General features: G+C 34.6%; 18 protein-coding genes. 7 read left to right on the top strand and 11 right to left on the bottom strand.

Annotated elements, in window-relative coordinates; genetic code table 11:
• Nucleotides 1-15: 15 nt before the first annotated feature.
• The 3 genes from ACAM30_RS16005 to ACAM30_RS15995 form a co-directional block, all read right to left on the bottom strand.
• Nucleotides 16-1,515, bottom strand: coding sequence for a malate:quinone oxidoreductase (locus ACAM30_RS16005; RefSeq protein WP_369615592.1), 1,500 nt, complete (start codon nt 1,513-1,515; stop codon nt 16-18).
• Between the two features lie 112 nt (nt 1,516-1,627).
• Nucleotides 1,628-2,044, bottom strand: a complete 417-nt coding sequence (ruvX, locus tag ACAM30_RS16000; RefSeq protein WP_369615591.1) for a Holliday junction resolvase RuvX — start codon at nt 2,042-2,044, stop codon at nt 1,628-1,630.
• A 221-nt stretch (nt 2,045-2,265) separates the two neighbouring features.
• Complete coding sequence (locus ACAM30_RS15995; protein ID WP_070906724.1) at nt 2,266-2,895, bottom strand: PAS domain-containing protein; 630 nt, start codon at nt 2,893-2,895, stop codon at nt 2,266-2,268.
• A 287-nt stretch (nt 2,896-3,182) separates the two neighbouring features.
• Here ACAM30_RS15995 and ACAM30_RS15990 point away from each other — a divergent pair, with 287 nt between their 5' ends.
• Nucleotides 3,183-3,998: a 2,3,4,5-tetrahydropyridine-2,6-dicarboxylate N-succinyltransferase gene (locus tag ACAM30_RS15990; RefSeq protein WP_369615590.1), complete on the top strand. Its 816-nt coding sequence runs from the start codon at nt 3,183-3,185 to the stop codon at nt 3,996-3,998.
• A gap of 70 nt (nt 3,999-4,068) precedes the next feature.
• Here the strand turns inward: ACAM30_RS15990 and ACAM30_RS15985 are convergent, their stop codons facing one another.
• The 3 genes from ACAM30_RS15985 to ACAM30_RS15975 form a co-directional block, all read right to left on the bottom strand.
• Nucleotides 4,069-4,818, bottom strand: coding sequence for a glycosyltransferase family 2 protein (locus tag ACAM30_RS15985; RefSeq protein WP_369615589.1), 750 nt, complete (start codon nt 4,816-4,818; stop codon nt 4,069-4,071).
• An 8-nt stretch (nt 4,819-4,826) separates the two neighbouring features.
• On the bottom strand, nt 4,827-5,540 hold the full coding sequence (locus tag ACAM30_RS15980; RefSeq protein WP_369615588.1) for a polysaccharide deacetylase family protein: 714 nt from the start codon (nt 5,538-5,540) through the stop codon (nt 4,827-4,829).
• A 315-nt stretch (nt 5,541-5,855) separates the two neighbouring features.
• Nucleotides 5,856-6,605: a glycosyltransferase family 2 protein gene (locus ACAM30_RS15975; RefSeq protein WP_369615587.1), complete on the bottom strand. Its 750-nt coding sequence runs from the start codon at nt 6,603-6,605 to the stop codon at nt 5,856-5,858.
• Between the two features lie 126 nt (nt 6,606-6,731).
• On the opposite strand from ACAM30_RS15975, the gene ACAM30_RS15970 reads away from it, so the two are divergent.
• Nucleotides 6,732-7,796 (top strand): glycosyltransferase family 9 protein, encoded by a 1,065-nt coding sequence (locus tag ACAM30_RS15970; RefSeq protein ID WP_369615586.1) that lies wholly within the window; start codon nt 6,732-6,734, stop codon nt 7,794-7,796.
• A gap of 2 nt (nt 7,797-7,798) precedes the next feature.
• Nucleotides 7,799-8,587 carry a glycosyltransferase family 2 protein gene (locus ACAM30_RS15965; protein ID WP_369615585.1) on the top strand — a complete coding sequence of 263 codons (789 nt, stop codon included), beginning with the start codon at nt 7,799-7,801 and terminating at the stop codon, nt 8,585-8,587.
• Here the strand turns inward: ACAM30_RS15965 and ACAM30_RS15960 are convergent.
• The gene (locus tag ACAM30_RS15960; RefSeq protein ID WP_369615584.1) at nt 8,568-9,338 is read right to left on the bottom strand and encodes a Kdo domain containing protein; all 771 of its coding nucleotides are present in this window, start codon (nt 9,336-9,338) and stop codon (nt 8,568-8,570) included. The genes ACAM30_RS15965 and ACAM30_RS15960 overlap by 20 nt on opposite strands.
• Before the next feature lie 184 nt (nt 9,339-9,522).
• A complete protein-coding gene (locus ACAM30_RS15955; protein WP_369615583.1) occupies nt 9,523-10,401 on the bottom strand; it encodes a hypothetical protein in 879 nt (292 codons plus the stop codon).
• 52 nt (nt 10,402-10,453) lie between these two features.
• Between ACAM30_RS15955 and glf the strand changes: the two genes are divergently transcribed.
• Genes glf through ACAM30_RS15940 form a run of 3 tightly spaced genes read left to right on the top strand, consistent with a single transcriptional unit; the run spans nt 10,454 to nt 12,885 of the window.
• The gene (gene glf / locus ACAM30_RS15950; protein ID WP_369615582.1) at nt 10,454-11,566 is read left to right on the top strand and encodes a UDP-galactopyranose mutase; all 1,113 of its coding nucleotides are present in this window, start codon (nt 10,454-10,456) and stop codon (nt 11,564-11,566) included.
• Entirely contained in the window at nt 11,559-12,323 is a 765-nt protein-coding gene (locus ACAM30_RS15945; RefSeq protein ID WP_369615581.1) for a DUF4422 domain-containing protein, read from the top strand. The genes glf and ACAM30_RS15945 overlap by 8 nt, the downstream gene beginning before the upstream one ends.
• Nucleotide 12,324: 1 nt before the next feature.
• The gene (locus ACAM30_RS15940; protein WP_369615580.1) at nt 12,325-12,885 is read left to right on the top strand and encodes an L-threonylcarbamoyladenylate synthase; all 561 of its coding nucleotides are present in this window, start codon (nt 12,325-12,327) and stop codon (nt 12,883-12,885) included.
• Between the two features lie 57 nt (nt 12,886-12,942).
• Here the strand turns inward: ACAM30_RS15940 and ACAM30_RS15935 are convergent, their stop codons facing one another.
• Nucleotides 12,943-14,067, bottom strand: coding sequence for a cysteine desulfurase family protein (locus tag ACAM30_RS15935; protein ID WP_369615579.1), 1,125 nt, complete (start codon nt 14,065-14,067; stop codon nt 12,943-12,945).
• Nucleotides 14,068-14,154: 87 nt separating this feature from the next.
• Between ACAM30_RS15935 and ACAM30_RS15930 the strand changes: the two genes are divergently transcribed.
• Entirely contained in the window at nt 14,155-15,135 is a 981-nt protein-coding gene (locus tag ACAM30_RS15930; protein WP_369615578.1) for a hypothetical protein, read from the top strand.
• A gap of 144 nt (nt 15,136-15,279) precedes the next feature.
• Here the strand turns inward: ACAM30_RS15930 and ACAM30_RS15925 are convergent, their stop codons facing one another.
• On the bottom strand, nt 15,280-15,831 hold the full coding sequence (locus ACAM30_RS15925; protein WP_369615577.1) for a Smr/MutS family protein: 552 nt from the start codon (nt 15,829-15,831) through the stop codon (nt 15,280-15,282).
• Complete coding sequence (locus tag ACAM30_RS15920; RefSeq protein ID WP_017498305.1) at nt 15,821-16,006, bottom strand: hypothetical protein; 186 nt, start codon at nt 16,004-16,006, stop codon at nt 15,821-15,823. The genes ACAM30_RS15925 and ACAM30_RS15920 overlap by 11 nt, the downstream gene beginning before the upstream one ends.
• Nucleotides 16,007-16,194: the final 188 nt, after the last annotated feature.

The raw sequence follows: 16,194 nt of genomic DNA, 5'->3' as shown, positions 1-16,194 counted from the left end.
TTGTAGGTTCTGAGCTTAACTATTTTTTAGTCCTAAAACTTCAGAAGTATGTTTTCTAAGCTCTGCTAAAAGTTCCGGTTTATCATTTAAAGTCTGACAGTAAGAAGGAATCATTGTTTTCATTTTTGACTGCCATTCCGGTGTTTTCACCTGATTGGTAAAACATCTGCTGATCAAATCAATCATAATACCTACTGCAGTTGATGCTCCCGGAGAAGCTCCCAATAACACCGCCAGGCTTCCATCGTGTGTACTAATTACTTCAGTACCGAACTCTAAAACTCCACCTCCGTTTTCATCTTTTTTGATGACCTGAACACGTTGTCCAGCTCTTTCCAGTTTCCAGTCTTTAGAACGTGCTGTTGGCAAATACTCACGTAAGGCTTTCATTCTGTCTTTAGGAGACTGACGTACCTGCTCAATCAAATATTTAGTTAAAGGAATATTATGATATCCTGCAGACAACATCGGGATTAAGTTGTTCGGTTTTATAGATAATGGTAAATCTAAGTAAGAACCATTTTTCAGGAAGCGTGTTGAAAATCCTGCAAACGGACCAAAAAGCAATGCTTTCTCGCCATCAATCACACGGGTATCAATATGTGGTACAGACATTGGAGGTGCCCCAACGCTTGCTTTTCCGTAAACTTTTGCCTGATGTTTTGCAATTACCTCCGGATTGGTACATTTTAACCATTGTCCGCTTACCGGAAAACCTCCGTAACCGTTTCCTTCAGGTACATTTGCCTTTTCTAGCAAAGGTAACGAACCTCCACCAGCTCCGATAAATACAAACTTAGTATAGGCTTTTCTCACATCACCGGTAGCAAGATCGGTGATTTTGATACGCCATGATTTATCTTCACGTTGTTTTAGTTTTTTAACTTCATGATTAAAGTGCAGTGAAACACCATCAAGTGTGGCTAAATAATTGAACATGCTTCTGGTTAAAGCCCCAAAATTCACGTCAGTACCTATTTCCATGTAAGTAGCTGCCAGTTTTTCATTAGCATCTCTGCCTTCCATGACAAGCGGCATCCATTTTTTTAATTGCTCAAAATCAGAACTGAATTCCATTTGAGAAAAAATAGGGTTATTTTGTAATGCTTCAAATCTGTTTTTAAGATACTCCACATTTTTATCTCCCCAAACAAAACTCATATGGGGAACACTTTTAATAAAATTATCAGGAGATGGTACCTTTTTCTGTTCTACTAAATAGGACCAGAATTGGCGTGAAATCTCAAAAGATTCTGCAATACTTATTGCTTTTTTCGGGTCAATACTTCCGTCAGCCTTTTCAGGAGTGTAATTTAATTCACAAAAGGCAGAGTGCCCTGTTCCTGCATTATTCCATGCATCTGAACTTTCAGCAGCAGCAACATCTAATCTTTCGTAAATTTCAATTTTTATATCAGGTTGTAATTCTTTCAAAATTACTCCAAGAGTGGCACTCATAATTCCCGCTCCAATAAGCACTACTTCACTATTAGAACGTATTGTTTTGTCAGACATAACAGTATTATTTTTAAAGTGCAAAGGTACTTTTTATAATTGCAAAAAAAAACTAAAATTGCATGATAAAAGTTATGTTTTTCTAAAAAATAAAAAGCTAAAAGATTGGGTGTTAAAAACGTTTGGACGAAAGATAGTCCTGAAGCATAATCGTAGCCGAAATTTCATCGATTAAACCTTTATTCTGGCGCTGTTTTTTACTAAGTCCGCTATCGATCATCGTTTGAAAGGCCATTTTTGACGTAAAACGTTCGTCGACACGAATGACTTTCATGTCAGGAAAAATATTCGTAAAATGAGTTACAAACCCTTTAATAACCGAAGCGCTCTCTGATGGCTGACCATTCATTTGCTTAGGCTCACCAATTAAAACGGCTTCTACCTTTTCTTTTGCAAAATAATCTTTCAGAAAATCAATTAGGGTATTGGTCGGTATTGTTGTTAAACCTGAAGCAATAATCTGCATTTCGTCAGTAACAGCAATTCCGGTACGTTTTTGTCCGTAGTCTATAGAAAGAATTCTTGGCATTTTTGAATTTTCAACAAAGATAGAAAGGAAAAATTATAAATCTAAAGAGAATCTCAGTATTTTATAAAACCGAACACTGGAACCATTTCTCTATCAAATTCATAAAATTCAACATCCTTAAAAACAATCAATATTCATTTTACCTAATAAAAAATCCGTTTTGAGCTTTTTTTTCAAAACGGATTTTTTTCCAAATATTCAAAACCTAAAAAAAATAACTTCTATCTGTTAAACAGTCTTCTAAAAAAACCTCTTTCCTCCTCTTCATCATTTTCCTGTACTTCATACTGAGCAAATTTTGCCTGCGATTTCTCATGCTCGTAAATTAACTCCTTAATATATTCAACATAAGTCCTCTTCTTTTCCTCCAGAAATCCAATTAGATACTTTTCACTAAACTCCATACCACTCGCTGCCTCGATTTGAAGCAGTTTTTTGTACAACGGCTCAATATGCAAGGCTATTACCTCTTGTGGTACTGCTTGTCGTCTTCCAAAATAATTTACAATAACTCCGTTTTCGTCTTTTGCAATCTCAAAATCGGTAATAACCCAATAGTAACGTCCTGACTTCGCAAGGTTTTTAACAATCGCATGGAAGTTCTTTCCGTTTTTAAGATTTTCCCAAAGTACCTTAAAAATAACCTTTGGCATATCCGGATGACGTATAATATTGTGTGGTTGCCCCATTAACTCATAATCTTCATAACCGCATACATCTACAAATACTTCATTAGCATATTCAATAATGCCAAAAGCATTTGTTTTACTCATAATCACTTGTGTTTTATCCCACGTGACTTCTTTATCGATTACTGTAACAGGCGTTCGGAGTTGATTTTCTTGATTCATTTCTTACTGATTAAATATTTTTGTTTTGGAATGGTATATCTCAATTCCTCTCTATTCTTTCGGGAATTATACCGCGAAATTAACCAGAAGTAAAAACGCAAAATCTGATTTTTATCATGTTTTCCTATCAAAAAAAAGCGTTTATAGATTAACCGCATTCCTGCATTATTTTACGCTTAAATTTATTTATCAAAATACAAACAAAAAGTTACACCTATAACATTTTACGATAGCTTTACTTTTCTGCTTTTCCGCAAATACCTTATCTTTGCCAAAAATTAAAACTTATGAATTCTTTACAGACTATAATAGAACAAGCTTGGGAAAACAGAGCTTTATTGCAAGAAACGACTACAACTGATGCTATCAGAGAAGTTATTGAATTGATTGATGCAGGAAAATTACGTTGCGCTGAACCGGTTGGTGACAAGTGGCAGGTAAACGAATGGGTTAAGAAAGCTGTTGTAATGTATTTCCCTATTCAAAAAATGGAAACATGGGAATCCGGTATTTTTGAATACCACGACAAAATGTTGCTGAAAAAAGGTTATGCTGAAAAAGGAATTCGTGTAGTACCTAATGCTGTAGCCCGTTATGGAGCTTATATTTCAAGCGGTGTAATTTTGATGCCAAGTTATGTAAACATTGGTGCTTATGTTGACGAAGGTACTATGGTTGATACATGGGCGACAGTTGGAAGCTGTGCACAGATTGGTAAAAATGTCCACTTAAGCGGTGGTGTTGGTATTGGCGGTGTTTTAGAACCTTTACAAGCTGCTCCGGTTATTATTGAAGACGGTGCTTTTATTGGTTCTCGTTGTATTGTAGTAGAAGGAGTTCATGTAGGAAAAGAAGCTGTTCTTGGTGCTAACGTTTGTTTGACTGCTTCTACAAAAATTATTGATGTAACGGGTGACGAACCTGTTGAAATGAAAGGTTTTGTTCCTGCTCGTTCTGTTGTGATTCCGGGAAGTTACACTAAAAAATTCGCTGCAGGTGAATACCAGGTACCATGTGCTTTAATCATTGGTACTCGTAAACCATCAACTGATTTAAAAACTTCATTAAACAATGCACTTCGTGAGTACGATGTTGCTGTTTAATTTACAGTCTCTATAAAAAAGCAAAGCGGAATGAGTGATCATTCCGCTTTGCTTTTTTATAGATTATTTTTTACTTGTTCTGTTTTTGAAGTTTCAAAAGCTTAGCATACTTCATATACGAAAAAAAAGCCTGAGTCGCCGAAAATGTAAAACCGTCTAATCCATGCAAAAAACCTTTTTTAAAGAAATAACATCTAATAAAAGAAACTGTGCCATTTAACAAAGGCTTAAAACTGTTTACTCTTTTATTCTGATCGTAAAGCTGCTGAGCATGCCAGGTCGAGTATAAATTTTTCTTACTGATAAATTGTCCGAAACAGTCCCAGGCATAATGATGAATATGAACTTTTAAATGGGTCTTATTATTACCCAAAACTTTTTGATGAACACTATCTTTTGAAGGAGAAGCAGTTTGTTTGTTAAAAAATCGTGAAGTTTTATCCGGGTACCAACCTGCGAAATTAATCAGCTTACAGCCCATATAATTATACAGAGAAAAGGCATACACATCAAAATTTTGTTTTTCATATTGACCTGATAATATAAATTTCTCCGCATCTTCGGCCAAAATCTCATCCGCATCTAAATTTAAAATCCAGTCATTTTTACAATAAGGAAGACCGTGAATTCTCTGAGGTCCGTCACCTAAAAAGCTCTGCAAAACAACCTTAGCCCCTTTTTCTTCGGCAATTTTCACTGTATTATCTGTACTTAACGAATCTACAACAATTACTTCGTTACAAACCCTGAACAGCGCATCAATACATTTACCAATGTTTTTTTCTTCATTATACGTTATTACCAATCCACTAATTTCCATAGCATTTTTTAAAATAATTTAAGCTTACCTATTTTCAATTTTAATTTAAATCTAAACAAACTATCTTCACCTTTTATGTCTATTCTCTTTACCAAATAGTTATTTTTAAAGGGAAAATTATTTACTCTGTTGCCTATTCTCAAACCGTACTTAATACCGTTATCACGCATCATATTTTCAAAAACAGCAAACTCAGAATGTTTCTTGGCATAATTCCCGAAAGGATATGCCAGGACAGGTTTTATATCTAATTGATTATCCAAAATAAAGGCATTAGATTTCGCAAAATCAGCTTCTAACTCTTCTTTAGACAACGAACTGTATCTTTTATGTTCAAAAGAGTGATACCCTAGTTCAATAAGATCAGGGTTTAATCCTTTTAACTGTTCGACACTCATAATTTTTTCTTTTCCTTCGATCCAGTAATCGAAATTACCAACATAAGAAAATGGTATAAAAAAAGAGGCTTTTAATTGGTATTTTTCAAGCAAAGGCACCGCATACAACAGTTGGCACACGGTAACATCGTCAAAAGTGATTATAACGCTTTTGGTAGGAAGTTCTTTTAAATTTTTTAAATCTTTAAAATGAAATGTCGTGTAATTGTTATCGTGTAAAAATTTAAATTGTGATTCTAACTTTGCTATAGAAACACTTAGATTTACAGACTTTGCTTCGTCTTCTACAACATTATGATACATTAAAATGGGCAGCTTTGACATTCTCTTTTTTTTTAGCAAATCTATCATTAATAGTATTATTTTTCACAAAAAAAACACTTTTAAGTAAAAAAAAAAGAAATGAAACAAAAAACCTCATTATTGTTAAATAAAACCTGATCTTGCTCGCTTGTAAATATAAGAAAAAAACCACTTATTATAATTTTTAAAGCAAATTTACCCCTAGATATATTGCAGAAAATATATCTGACACATGCAACAATCGAAAAACCAAGTAACAACACAGCGTGAAGGACTGTGCTAGTATCTTAAAAAACAGTACTGTAATTGAAATTGTACCTCCGTTTTTATCAAATTTTATTTTAGCCTCTTTTGAAGTTTTAAAAGCTTAGCATATTTCATATAAGAAAAGAAACTCTGAATCATGGCTATCGACAAACCGTCTATACCATTAAAAATACCTTTCTTAAAAAAGTAACATCTGATAAACGCAACTGCTCCATTGATAACTGGCTTAATTGCCGATATTCTTTCCCCCTGGTCAAACAATTGCTGTGCATGCCAACCGGAATATTGATTCTTTTTTGCAATAATTTGATCTAAAGAATCCCAACCGTAGTGCAGGATGTGCACGGCAACTTTCTTCTCGTTTTGAGTGATTATTTTCTGATGCACCTTAGAATCAGAAGGATGCGCTGTCTGTTTATTGAAAAAACGAACTTTATGGTCCGGATACCATCCTGAAAAATTGATAAGTTTATCGGCTAAAAAGTTTTTTACTCTGAAACTAAAAGCATCATAATTTCCCTCAAGGTACTTTTTATCTGTTATAAATTTTTCTGCATCTTTATCCAGAAACTCATCAGCATCAAGATTTAAAATCCAGTCATTTTTGCAATATGGCAAACCATGAGTGCGTTGCGGACCATCACCTAAAAAAGCTTGTTCTACAACAATTGCTCCTTTTTCTTTGGCAATTTCAACAGTTCGGTCTTTACTGAACGAATCTACTACAATTACTTCATCACACACTTTTAGTAAAGCATCTATACATTTACCGATATTTTTCTCTTCATTGAAAGTAATAACAAGACCACTTATCTGCATTTTCTTGGGGGAATTTGTTTTTTTACAAAAATAGAACTTTTTATTGTAGTTACCTTATCTTAATCATACGTTTGCACACTTTATAAAATTATTACTAATTTAGCCCACAAATTGAATTTTAAATAAATGAGAATATTAGTCATTCAGCAAAAAAGAATTGGAGATGTATTAACGAGCACTATAATCTGTAATAATCTAAAAACCAAATATCCGGATTCGGTTATCGATTATATGTGTTATCCAAATTCTGTGGATGTACTAAAAGAGAACAAGAATATTGATAACGTTATTCCTTTATCCAACAAGGTTCGAAAATCAACTCCTTCTCTGTTTAAATTTATTTTTCAAATTCGACGTAATAAATACGATGCCGTTATTGATGTTTATTCTAAGCTGGAAACTAATCTAATTACGTTGTTTTCGGGTGCAAAATATAAGGTTTCGTATCGTAAATGGTACACCAAAATATTCTACAATTACACTTATGAACGCTTAGATGCCGTAGAATCAGAACACGGATTGGCTATCGAAAATCGTTTGATGCTTCTAAAACCGTTCATTTCTGAAAAGATTACGGATGTAAAACCAAAAATCTTTTTAAAAGAATCTGAAATTGATGATGCAAAAAAGCTTCTAAAAAGCTATCAGGTCGATACGGAAAAGCCATTAATCATGTTTGGAATTCTGGGAAGCGAAGTTTATAAGACATATCCTTTGGAAGGAATGGCCAAAATTATCGATTTCACAGTTGCTAAAACCAATGCTACTATTATTTTCAATTATATCCCGGATCAAAAAGAACAGGCTCTCGAAGTATACAACCATTGCAGTGCCGAAACTAAAAAACACATCGTTTTTGATTTGTACTGTACTGAACTAAGACCTTTTCTGGCTTTACTTTCACAATGCGAAATGCTGATTGGAAATGAAGGCGGAGCTGTAAATATGGCTAAAGCACTTGAAATTCCAACCTTCTCCATATTCACACCATCTGTTAGAAAAGAGACCTGGCAAATATTTGAAAATGAAGCCAAAAACTTCTCCATTCACTTAAAAGATCTAAAACCGGAAATATACAAGCAACACACCGAACAATATATAAAGGAGCATACTTTTCAATACTACGATGAGTATCCTTTACCTTTAATGCTTGAAAAACTGGATACTTATTTTCAGGAGTATAAAAATTGAAAATGAGTGAAGAACTTATGAATACTGCTGACAGGGAAAAATTGTCCGTTTTGATTATTACGCTTAATGAAGAACAGCATATAAAATCATTACTGGAAGATATCGATTTTGCCGATGAAATCATTGTGGTAGATTCATACAGTACCGATCGAACGCTGAGCATAATTGAATCTTTCAAAAATGTAAAAGTAATCCAGAATCCGTTCGTCAATTACACTTCACAACGTAATTTTGCAATTGATCAGGCAAAAAACGACTGGATCTTATTCATCGATGCTGATGAAAGATTAACTCCGGAACTAAAGCTGGAAATTGCAGCCACCATCAATCAAAAAGATACGGCAAGTGCCTATTTCATTTACAGAACTTTCATGTTCAAAAACCGTAAACTTCATTTTAGCGGCTGGCAAACGGATAAAATTTTCAGACTTTTTAATAAAACGCACTGTCGATACAATCAGGACAGAATGGTACACGAAAAACTGATCGTGAACGGGCCGATTGCAACTTTAAAAAATAAGATCATTCATTTCTCGTACACTTCTTATGCTGACTACAAAGCAAAAATGTACAGTTACGGAGTTTTAAAGGCCAATGAAAAACAAAAAAAAGGACAGAAACCATCACGTTTATTGATGATTTTCCATCCTGTTTATACTTTTTTGTATCAGTTTTTAGTTCGTTTGGGCATTTTAGACGGAGCCAAAGGAATCACGATATGTTATCTAAATGCTTACAGCGTTTTTGTTCGCTATAAAGAGCTTTTCCGAATTACTTCTTCCAGAACTTAAGCTTCTTTTTTAAGCGCTTTTTTCTGTAAAACTTCTCTTGAAAATCAGCAGTATATTTCCACAAAGTTTCAAATATTTTTTGCTCGGATTCTTCTTTATAAAACTTTGCATATTCGTTACTCATCACCGCCACCATATCTTTTACCGGAGTCAGACGGCACAGGTTTTTCATACGCATTTCAAAAGGCATTGATTCATGAAATTCCATTCGGTTTAAATCGACCAAAAAGAATTCATAATTTCCGTCCTGTTTCTTTTTAATCAATGTGTTTCCCGGTGAGTGATCCAAAAATTCAATTCCTTTTTCATGAAGGCCAAAACTAAATCGGGTAAACTGTCTCAGTATATTATCATGATCGGGATAGTCCGGAATTTCTACAAGTTCTCTATACGTTAAATCAGTTGTCAGATGCTCACTTGCATAGTAACTGTCTCTCAGACCTACAAAATTAAAATTTTCCAAAAACGCTATGGGCTGTGGAGTTCCAATGCCTCTTTCCAACAAAATTGTAGCGTATTCGTACGAACGTCTTGCCTTTGATTTTCTAAAATAGCGGTAAGCTACTTTGTTAATTAAATTCGGAATTTTAAAGGATTTAATGTTGACTTTTTTTCCCTCGAGATCAAACAACTTAATAACATTTCGGTCTCCATTTCCAAACAACTCGCCTGAAGTATTAAAATCTTTGATAAAAGTCAGAATGTCTCTGGAACTTTTTACCGCTGTTGAAAATCTAAATTTTGAGATCATTAACTATAACTTTGATATTAATTTATTATCCATTTCCAATGCTCAACCGTTTATTCTATTCAAACCAAAGCATCGAAAAGCAGTTCAATAGTCTGCAATTCCAGGAGGAAATGGAAGGAAGCAAAAATAACCTTAATAATTAAGAAAAATCAATTATGAGAGCAAAAACGAAATAAAAATTACCTTATGCCTTCTTTTTCTTCAGTGAATATTTCAGCCACTGTCCGAAATTTTTAAAATAGAGATTGAACTTCGATACATTCAGTCTTTTTTCTTTCTCAATGATCTCTTTTATCTGAGGGATGCTTTTAGTCGAGAAAAATCCTAATTTCTTCCATCTTTTAGGCTGTAAATAGTAAAAATCTTTATATTCTTTATAATTGTTTTCATTTACCACAAGCCATTTGTCCAAAAATCCTTTATCTACATCTACATTATGTCCCCAGTTTTCGAGTTTGAAACGCAAATCAGCCTCAGTTCTTGACAACGATTCATGCAAAACAATATTATTGGTATAAATCTGACGCTCTTTGATTCTGCGTCCGCTTTTATAATTAGGATAGTTTGTCGCAAAAATTGCTTTCAGCGGTTTATCTACATATAAAATACCCTGATCTGTATACTTATAAAGCATAACCCAGAAAGCACATATTTGAATAGGATGTTTTTCGGGATTCATAAGATAGGAATCGTATCGTCTTAAATCTGAGACAAACTTTTTAAAATCAACAAAATACTCGTCGCAATCTACCTGAACAATCCAGTTGCCAATGCCCATTTTTTCAGCAAGCATTTTTCGCTCTCTGATTTCACATTCCATTGTAGTTAAAGCCGGAACATAAAAATCATCTTCGTAAATCACTACCTTCTTATCAACGTCAAAATCCTTAATCCATTCAAAAAAAGAAGCGTCGATCGTAAAGCTTCCTCCGTTCCAGGTATTTCTATTTTTATCAATGGCGACAAAAACTTCATCTGCATCGTTATACACTGTTGGAAGTGATGTTTTTAATAACTCATAATCATACGAAACCAGATATCCTACTTGTATTTTTCCTGCCATTTTTACTTTTGTAATTTGTTGCAATTTACTAATTAATCTCTACTTTTGCATCATGAAAAAGCAATATGACTATTTAATAATTGGATCAGGTCTTTACGGCAGTGTGTTCGCTCATGAAGCAAAAAAAGCAGGCAAAAAATGTCTGGTAATTGACAAAAGAGACCATATAGGAGGAAATATATATTGTGAAAATATCGAAGGGATTAATGTTCATAAATATGGTGCACATATTTTTCATACCAACGATAAAGCGATATGGGATTATGTGAATCAATTTGTTGAATTCAATAACTTTACCAACTCTCCGATGTCACTCTCTAAAGGTAAAATGTACAATTTACCTTTTAACATGAATACTTTCTACCAGCTTTGGGGAACAAAAACACCTCAGGAAGCCAAAGCAAAAATAGAAGAACAAGTAGCAGCTTACGGAGTAAAAGACCCGAAAAATCTGGAAGAACAAGCATTAAGTCTTGTCGGTAAAGACATCTACGATTATTTTATAAAAGAATATACTGAAAAACAGTGGGGAAGAAAAGCCACTGAATTACCTGCTTTTATCATCAAAAGACTTCCGGTTAGATTCACTTTTGACAATAACTATTTTAACGACACTTATCAGGGAATCCCTATTGGCGGTTACAATAAATTAATTGACAAATTATTAGACGGAATTGAAGTGGTAACCAATACCAATTACTTTTCAGACCGGGCGAAATTTGACGGACTTGCTGATAAAATTGTGTATTCCGGAAAGATTGACGAATATTTCGATTACAAATTAGGGGTTCTGGAATACAGATCTCTACAATTTGAAAATGAAGTTCTCGATACAGACAATTTCCAAGGAAATGCTGTTGTTAATTACAACGACGCCAGTTACCCTTTTACCAGAATAATTGAGCACAAACATTTTGAATTTGGCAAACAAAGCAAAACTGTTATTACAAAAGAATATCCATGCGAATGGAACCCTTCTAATGAAGCGTTTTATCCTATAAACGATGCTAAAAACCAAGCCTTGTTTGAAGAGTACAAAAAACTGTCTTTAGAAGAAAAGAATGTAATATTTGGAGGAAGATTATCAGAATACAGATATTACGACATGCATCAAATAATCGCAATAGCTTTAAAAAGATCTAAAACAGAACTGAATAATGATTAAGATTTTTATCGTAACTCATAAAGAAAACCCTGTATTATCTAATGATGTTTTGGTTCCGATTCAGGTGGGAACAAATCCATCAATCACTGATACTATCTTAAGAGACAATACACAGGACAATATTGGAAACAAAAACAGTAATTACTGTGAATTGACAGCTGCTTACTGGATTTGGAAAAACGAAAAAGAAGCTGATTACGTAGGGATTTGTCATTACAGAAGATATCTCAACTTTTACAACGACTGGTACAATTTAAAACCTTCGGCACAGAAAAAAATCAAAAACGAAGATTTCAAAAAGACCAAGCTATTCAATACCTCTTCTGAAAAACTGGAAAAAAAAATAGCTTCTATTCTTTCAGAATACGACGTAATTCTATGCCGTCCTTATAAGTTCAAAAAAGGATCTTTGACTGATAACTACTGTGAGGAACACCGAAAAGAGGACTGGGATCTAACCAAACAGATCATTTTGGAGAAATATCCGGAATATAAAGACAGTATTACCCAATTTTTGGATGAAGGAACCCTTTTCCACATGGGAAATATGATGGTTAGCTCAAAAGAAAAATTCGACAGCTATTATGCCTGGCTTTTCTCCATTTTATTTGAATTAGAATCCCGAATTACGATCCCGGAAGATGCTTATCAGGCCCGAATTTTTGGTTTTATTTCAGAAAGACTAATCAATCTTTACATGTATCACCATAAGTTTAAAATCAAAGGAATTCCATCATACAGAATAATTGACTTGTAATATGAACGAAGAAATAATCAAAGCGTACGAGGTCATAAAAGAAGGAGGAATCATTCTCTACCCTACTGATACGGTTTGGGGAATTGGCTGTGACGCAACAAATCCTGAGGCTGTTGCCAAAATATACAAACTCAAACAGCGTGCTGAAACACAAAGCATGATTGTATTGATGAATGGTGAAAAAATGATGTACAATGTATTTAAAAACATCCCTGAAGTAGCCTGGCAAATTTTAGACTTATCCGAAAAACCAACCACCTTAATTTTGGATGAACCACGCAATGTTGCTCCAAATATCATCGCTGCCGACAATTCGCTTGCTGTTCGTCTGGTAAAAGAACCATTCTGTTTTAAATTATTGGAACGAATGAAAAAACCATTAGTTTCGACTTCAGCTAATATTTCTGGACAACCTACTCCTATTGGCTTCAAAGACATCAATCCGGAAATTGTAAATGGTGTAGACTATGTAGTAAACCTGTATCACGACAGAATTGCCGGAAAACCATCAACCATTATAAAGCTCACTAATGATTCACAGGTAAAAGTGATTCGTAAATAATTTTTTTGTTTCAGGTTTCAGGTTTCAAGTTCTACACGAAACCTGAAACTTAAAACTTTAAACACCTTTTAAACTCTCAATCAACCAGTCAATATCTTCCTTGGTATTGAAATGACTAAATGAAATTCGGAGATTTGGTAGTTTTAAATCAGCCTCCGAAAGCATTTCTTTCAAGACATGTGATGGTTTCACACTCCCGGACTGACAGGCACTGCCTCTGGAAACTGCAATTCCTTTCATGTCTAAACTAAATAAAAGCATCGAAGTTTTATCTGCTGAAAACGGCAGAATAACATTGATGATGTTATAAAAATCATCCTTTTTCCCATTGATTCTGAAACCCGGAAAATGAGTTTCCAGCTGCTCAATAAGATAACTTCTCAAGCCTGAAATATAGTTTCTTTCAGCGTCTAAATTCTCATATGAAAGAGACAAAGCTTTCGCCATTCCGGCAATCTGATGCACGGCTTCTGTACCGGCACGCAGACCTTTTTCCTGCTCTCCTCCAAAAATCAAAGGCTGTAATCCTGAATTTTTTCGAACAAATGCAAACCCGACTCCTTTTGGACCGTGAAATTTATGCGCACTTGCTACAATAAAATCAACGGGGATTTTTTGCAGATCGATCTCAGTTTTCCCAACAGACTGAACAGTATCCGAATGAAACAATGCATTATACTGCTTACAAATTACACCAACTCTTTCCAGATCCAAAACAGCTCCGGTTTCGTTGTTTACATGCATCAGACTGACAATTGTCTTTTTGTCTTCAGCTAGTAAATTCGACAGATGAGTTAAATCGATACTTCCGTCGGGATTTACATTTACGTAATCTAACTGAACATTGTATTCTGACTCCAGAACCTGTGCAGTATGCAACACTGCATGATGCTCAATTCTGGTTGTAATAATGCGTTCTGCTTTAAGATCTTCCACTGCCGAACGAAGGATCCAATTGTCAGCCTCAGTTCCTCCTGAGGTGAAAATAATCTCCTGTGCTGTACAATTTAAATACTTCGCAATACTCTTTCTGGAAAGCTCTAAAATAGTCTTTCCATTTCTTCCAAAACTGTGTGTAGAAGACGGATTTCCAAAATCTTCGGTCATCACTTTTATCATTTCCTGAATCACTTCAGGGCGCATTGCGGTTGTAGAGGCGTTATCGAGGTATACTTTTTTCATCTCTGCAAAGTTAAGAAATATCAATTGTCAAATCTTGAATATCATTTGCCAAATTTTTCACTATTTTTGACCTCAAATAAAATTACGATGAAAAAATATGCAAGCCTTCTCTTCTTTGCGCTTTTATTAAACGGCTGTGACGATGGAGATTTAGTGGTTGATACGATTGACTTTAGTGATCCTAGTATCACAGCAGCAACCTGCAATACTACAACCAACAGCCTTATATACAAACTTAAAAAACAGGAATCACTGTTAATTCAATTGCCTCCTAATACCCTTACGAATGACGCAACGGTACCCGGCAAACCATTGACTTACGACATTAATAATACCACGACACGTGTCGTATACAGAGCTTATAATGGTCTGGTAGCTGTTGACAATATCTGCGGCGCAATACCACCAACGACACCAGCTGTAACAGAAGAGTGGCAGGCTACTGCCGGAAAAATTGTCGATATCAGTACGGCAGCAATCACAGATAATCCTGATGGAAGTTCTACTATCACAGGTTATAATCATAATCTCGTTTTTCAAAACATTACTTTCTTAAAACCCTCAGGTCCACAAGTAGAAGTTGAGTACCCTTTTGGTACTTTCAAAACTACTTACAACTCTCCAAATGCTACTTTTCTGGGAGTAGTCAGACAATGCACAACATCAAAACAACTGTACAACTTTAGCGCCTCAACTGCGATAACAATTGACAGTATTGATCCTAAGTTACTCGAAAACGTAGTTACACCTTCTAACCAGCCTAAAAAAGGTTTGATCAGTGCCACACTAAACAAAGTTTTACTGCGTACTTACAACGACGGCTCCTTAACTCAAGATTATTTCTGTGCTTCACCCTTACCTACGAAACCGACTGTAAACGAAATATGGATCGCAGATAACGGTGTAGAAAATGTAAGTGGAATTATCGAAGTCAGTACAACTCTTGTTGGAAGTACTTATTTCCACAAGATTGTTCTTAAAGGTGTAAAACTCACAAGAGCCAACAGTAGTTTTAAATTACCAACTATTTACAATTATGGAATTCTTGAGGTTCCAGCTACACCATAAAAGGCAATTTTCAAACAGGTTTACACCTGTTTAATTTCCTACAAAAAACGTCCGTTTTCCGAACTGATTTCATAAGAAATCTGGAGAGAAAAACGGACGCTTTTTTTTGCCCAAAATCTAATGTTTTACGATCGAAACAAGTTCCTATTTCTGATTTTGTCTAAAATAAACTTCTGTCGCACCTAAGCCGTATTTTTGATAATTAGCATCCTGAAAATCTATTCCGTCGTAACGACCCAATAAAAAATCAAGTTCCGCTTTTAGAATTCCTTCACCAACGCCATGAATAAAAACAATTTTAGGAATACGATTTCTGATCGCAAATTCAATATGTCTTTTTGCTGTTTCCGTCTGTAAAGTCAAAATATCATAGTTAGACATTCCGCGTTTATTTGGAACCAGTTTTTCGATATGTAAATCAAACTCAGGAGCCGAAATCTCACGTTTATCTTTCTTTTCTTTCACAAAACTTCGCGGTTTTGGCTCGGTTTTCTCTTTTGTAATCTCATCTAAATCAATTCTTTTAATTGAATTCATTAAATTACTGGAATCTTGCACTTTAAGTAATTCATTGACAAAAAATGTCATCATAAATCCATCCTCAGTTTCGATCAAAACTTCCTTGTTTTTCACCGAAACTACTGTCCCGTTTATCGCTTCGTCTAAGACCGAAACCTTATCTCCTTTAGTCAACATCCTGCTCTTCTTTATCTTGATTTTTACTAGGTGTTTTTGCACTCAACTGCATCATTCCATACATGAAAACCGCGATGGCAATTACCATAATATAGATATTTTTTTCTGCTGAAACCTGCTCGTATAACGCAACCGAAATAGCAAGAATCATTATTAAAATTTTAAACGCTTTCATTTTTTTATAAGTATTGAAAGTCCAAAAGTAGGAAACTTTAAAATAGCAACACTACCCCTTTCCAACTGTCTTTATTAATTCTTGCCTGATTTTAGAAAAAAGAAAACTTTTAATTTGGAAAAACCGGTGTCATCGAAGTGTATTAAATTGTATTTCTTTTGTAACAGTATTCAAAAGATCCCCCCTGT

Source organism: Flavobacterium sp. CFS9 (genome assembly GCF_041154745.1).
GTDB lineage: Bacteria > Bacteroidota > Bacteroidia > Flavobacteriales > Flavobacteriaceae > Flavobacterium.
Note: the sequence above shows the minus strand (reverse complement) of the source record. Positions and strands in the feature narration are given on the sequence as shown.

Bases quoted from the DNA above. Each gene is read 5' to 3' on its own strand.
- ACAM30_RS16005 (WP_369615592.1), bottom strand. From the start codon at position 1,515: ATGTCTGACAAAACAATACGTTCTAATAGTGAAGTAGTGCTTATTGGA.
- ruvX (WP_369615591.1), bottom strand. From the start codon at position 2,044: ATGCCAAGAATTCTTTCTATAGACTACGGACAAAAACGTACCGGAATT.
- ACAM30_RS15995 (WP_070906724.1), bottom strand. From the start codon at position 2,895: ATGAATCAAGAAAATCAACTCCGAACGCCTGTTACAGTAATCGATAAA.
- ACAM30_RS15990 (WP_369615590.1), top strand. From the start codon at position 3,183: ATGAATTCTTTACAGACTATAATAGAACAAGCTTGGGAAAACAGAGCT.
- ACAM30_RS15985 (WP_369615589.1), bottom strand. From the start codon at position 4,818: ATGGAAATTAGTGGATTGGTAATAACGTATAATGAAGAAAAAAACATT.
- ACAM30_RS15980 (WP_369615588.1), bottom strand. From the start codon at position 5,540: ATGTCAAAGCTGCCCATTTTAATGTATCATAATGTTGTAGAAGACGAA.
- ACAM30_RS15975 (WP_369615587.1), bottom strand. From the start codon at position 6,605: ATGCAGATAAGTGGTCTTGTTATTACTTTCAATGAAGAGAAAAATATC.
- ACAM30_RS15970 (WP_369615586.1), top strand. From the start codon at position 6,732: ATGAGAATATTAGTCATTCAGCAAAAAAGAATTGGAGATGTATTAACG.
- ACAM30_RS15965 (WP_369615585.1), top strand. From the start codon at position 7,799: ATGAGTGAAGAACTTATGAATACTGCTGACAGGGAAAAATTGTCCGTT.
- ACAM30_RS15960 (WP_369615584.1), bottom strand. From the start codon at position 9,338: ATGATCTCAAAATTTAGATTTTCAACAGCGGTAAAAAGTTCCAGAGAC.
- ACAM30_RS15955 (WP_369615583.1), bottom strand. From the start codon at position 10,401: ATGGCAGGAAAAATACAAGTAGGATATCTGGTTTCGTATGATTATGAG.
- glf (WP_369615582.1), top strand. From the start codon at position 10,454: ATGAAAAAGCAATATGACTATTTAATAATTGGATCAGGTCTTTACGGC.
- ACAM30_RS15945 (WP_369615581.1), top strand. From the start codon at position 11,559: ATGATTAAGATTTTTATCGTAACTCATAAAGAAAACCCTGTATTATCT.
- ACAM30_RS15940 (WP_369615580.1), top strand. From the start codon at position 12,325: ATGAACGAAGAAATAATCAAAGCGTACGAGGTCATAAAAGAAGGAGGA.
- ACAM30_RS15935 (WP_369615579.1), bottom strand. From the start codon at position 14,067: ATGAAAAAAGTATACCTCGATAACGCCTCTACAACCGCAATGCGCCCT.
- ACAM30_RS15930 (WP_369615578.1), top strand. From the start codon at position 14,155: ATGAAAAAATATGCAAGCCTTCTCTTCTTTGCGCTTTTATTAAACGGC.
- ACAM30_RS15925 (WP_369615577.1), bottom strand. From the start codon at position 15,831: ATGTTGACTAAAGGAGATAAGGTTTCGGTCTTAGACGAAGCGATAAAC.
- ACAM30_RS15920 (WP_017498305.1), bottom strand. From the start codon at position 16,006: ATGAAAGCGTTTAAAATTTTAATAATGATTCTTGCTATTTCGGTTGCG.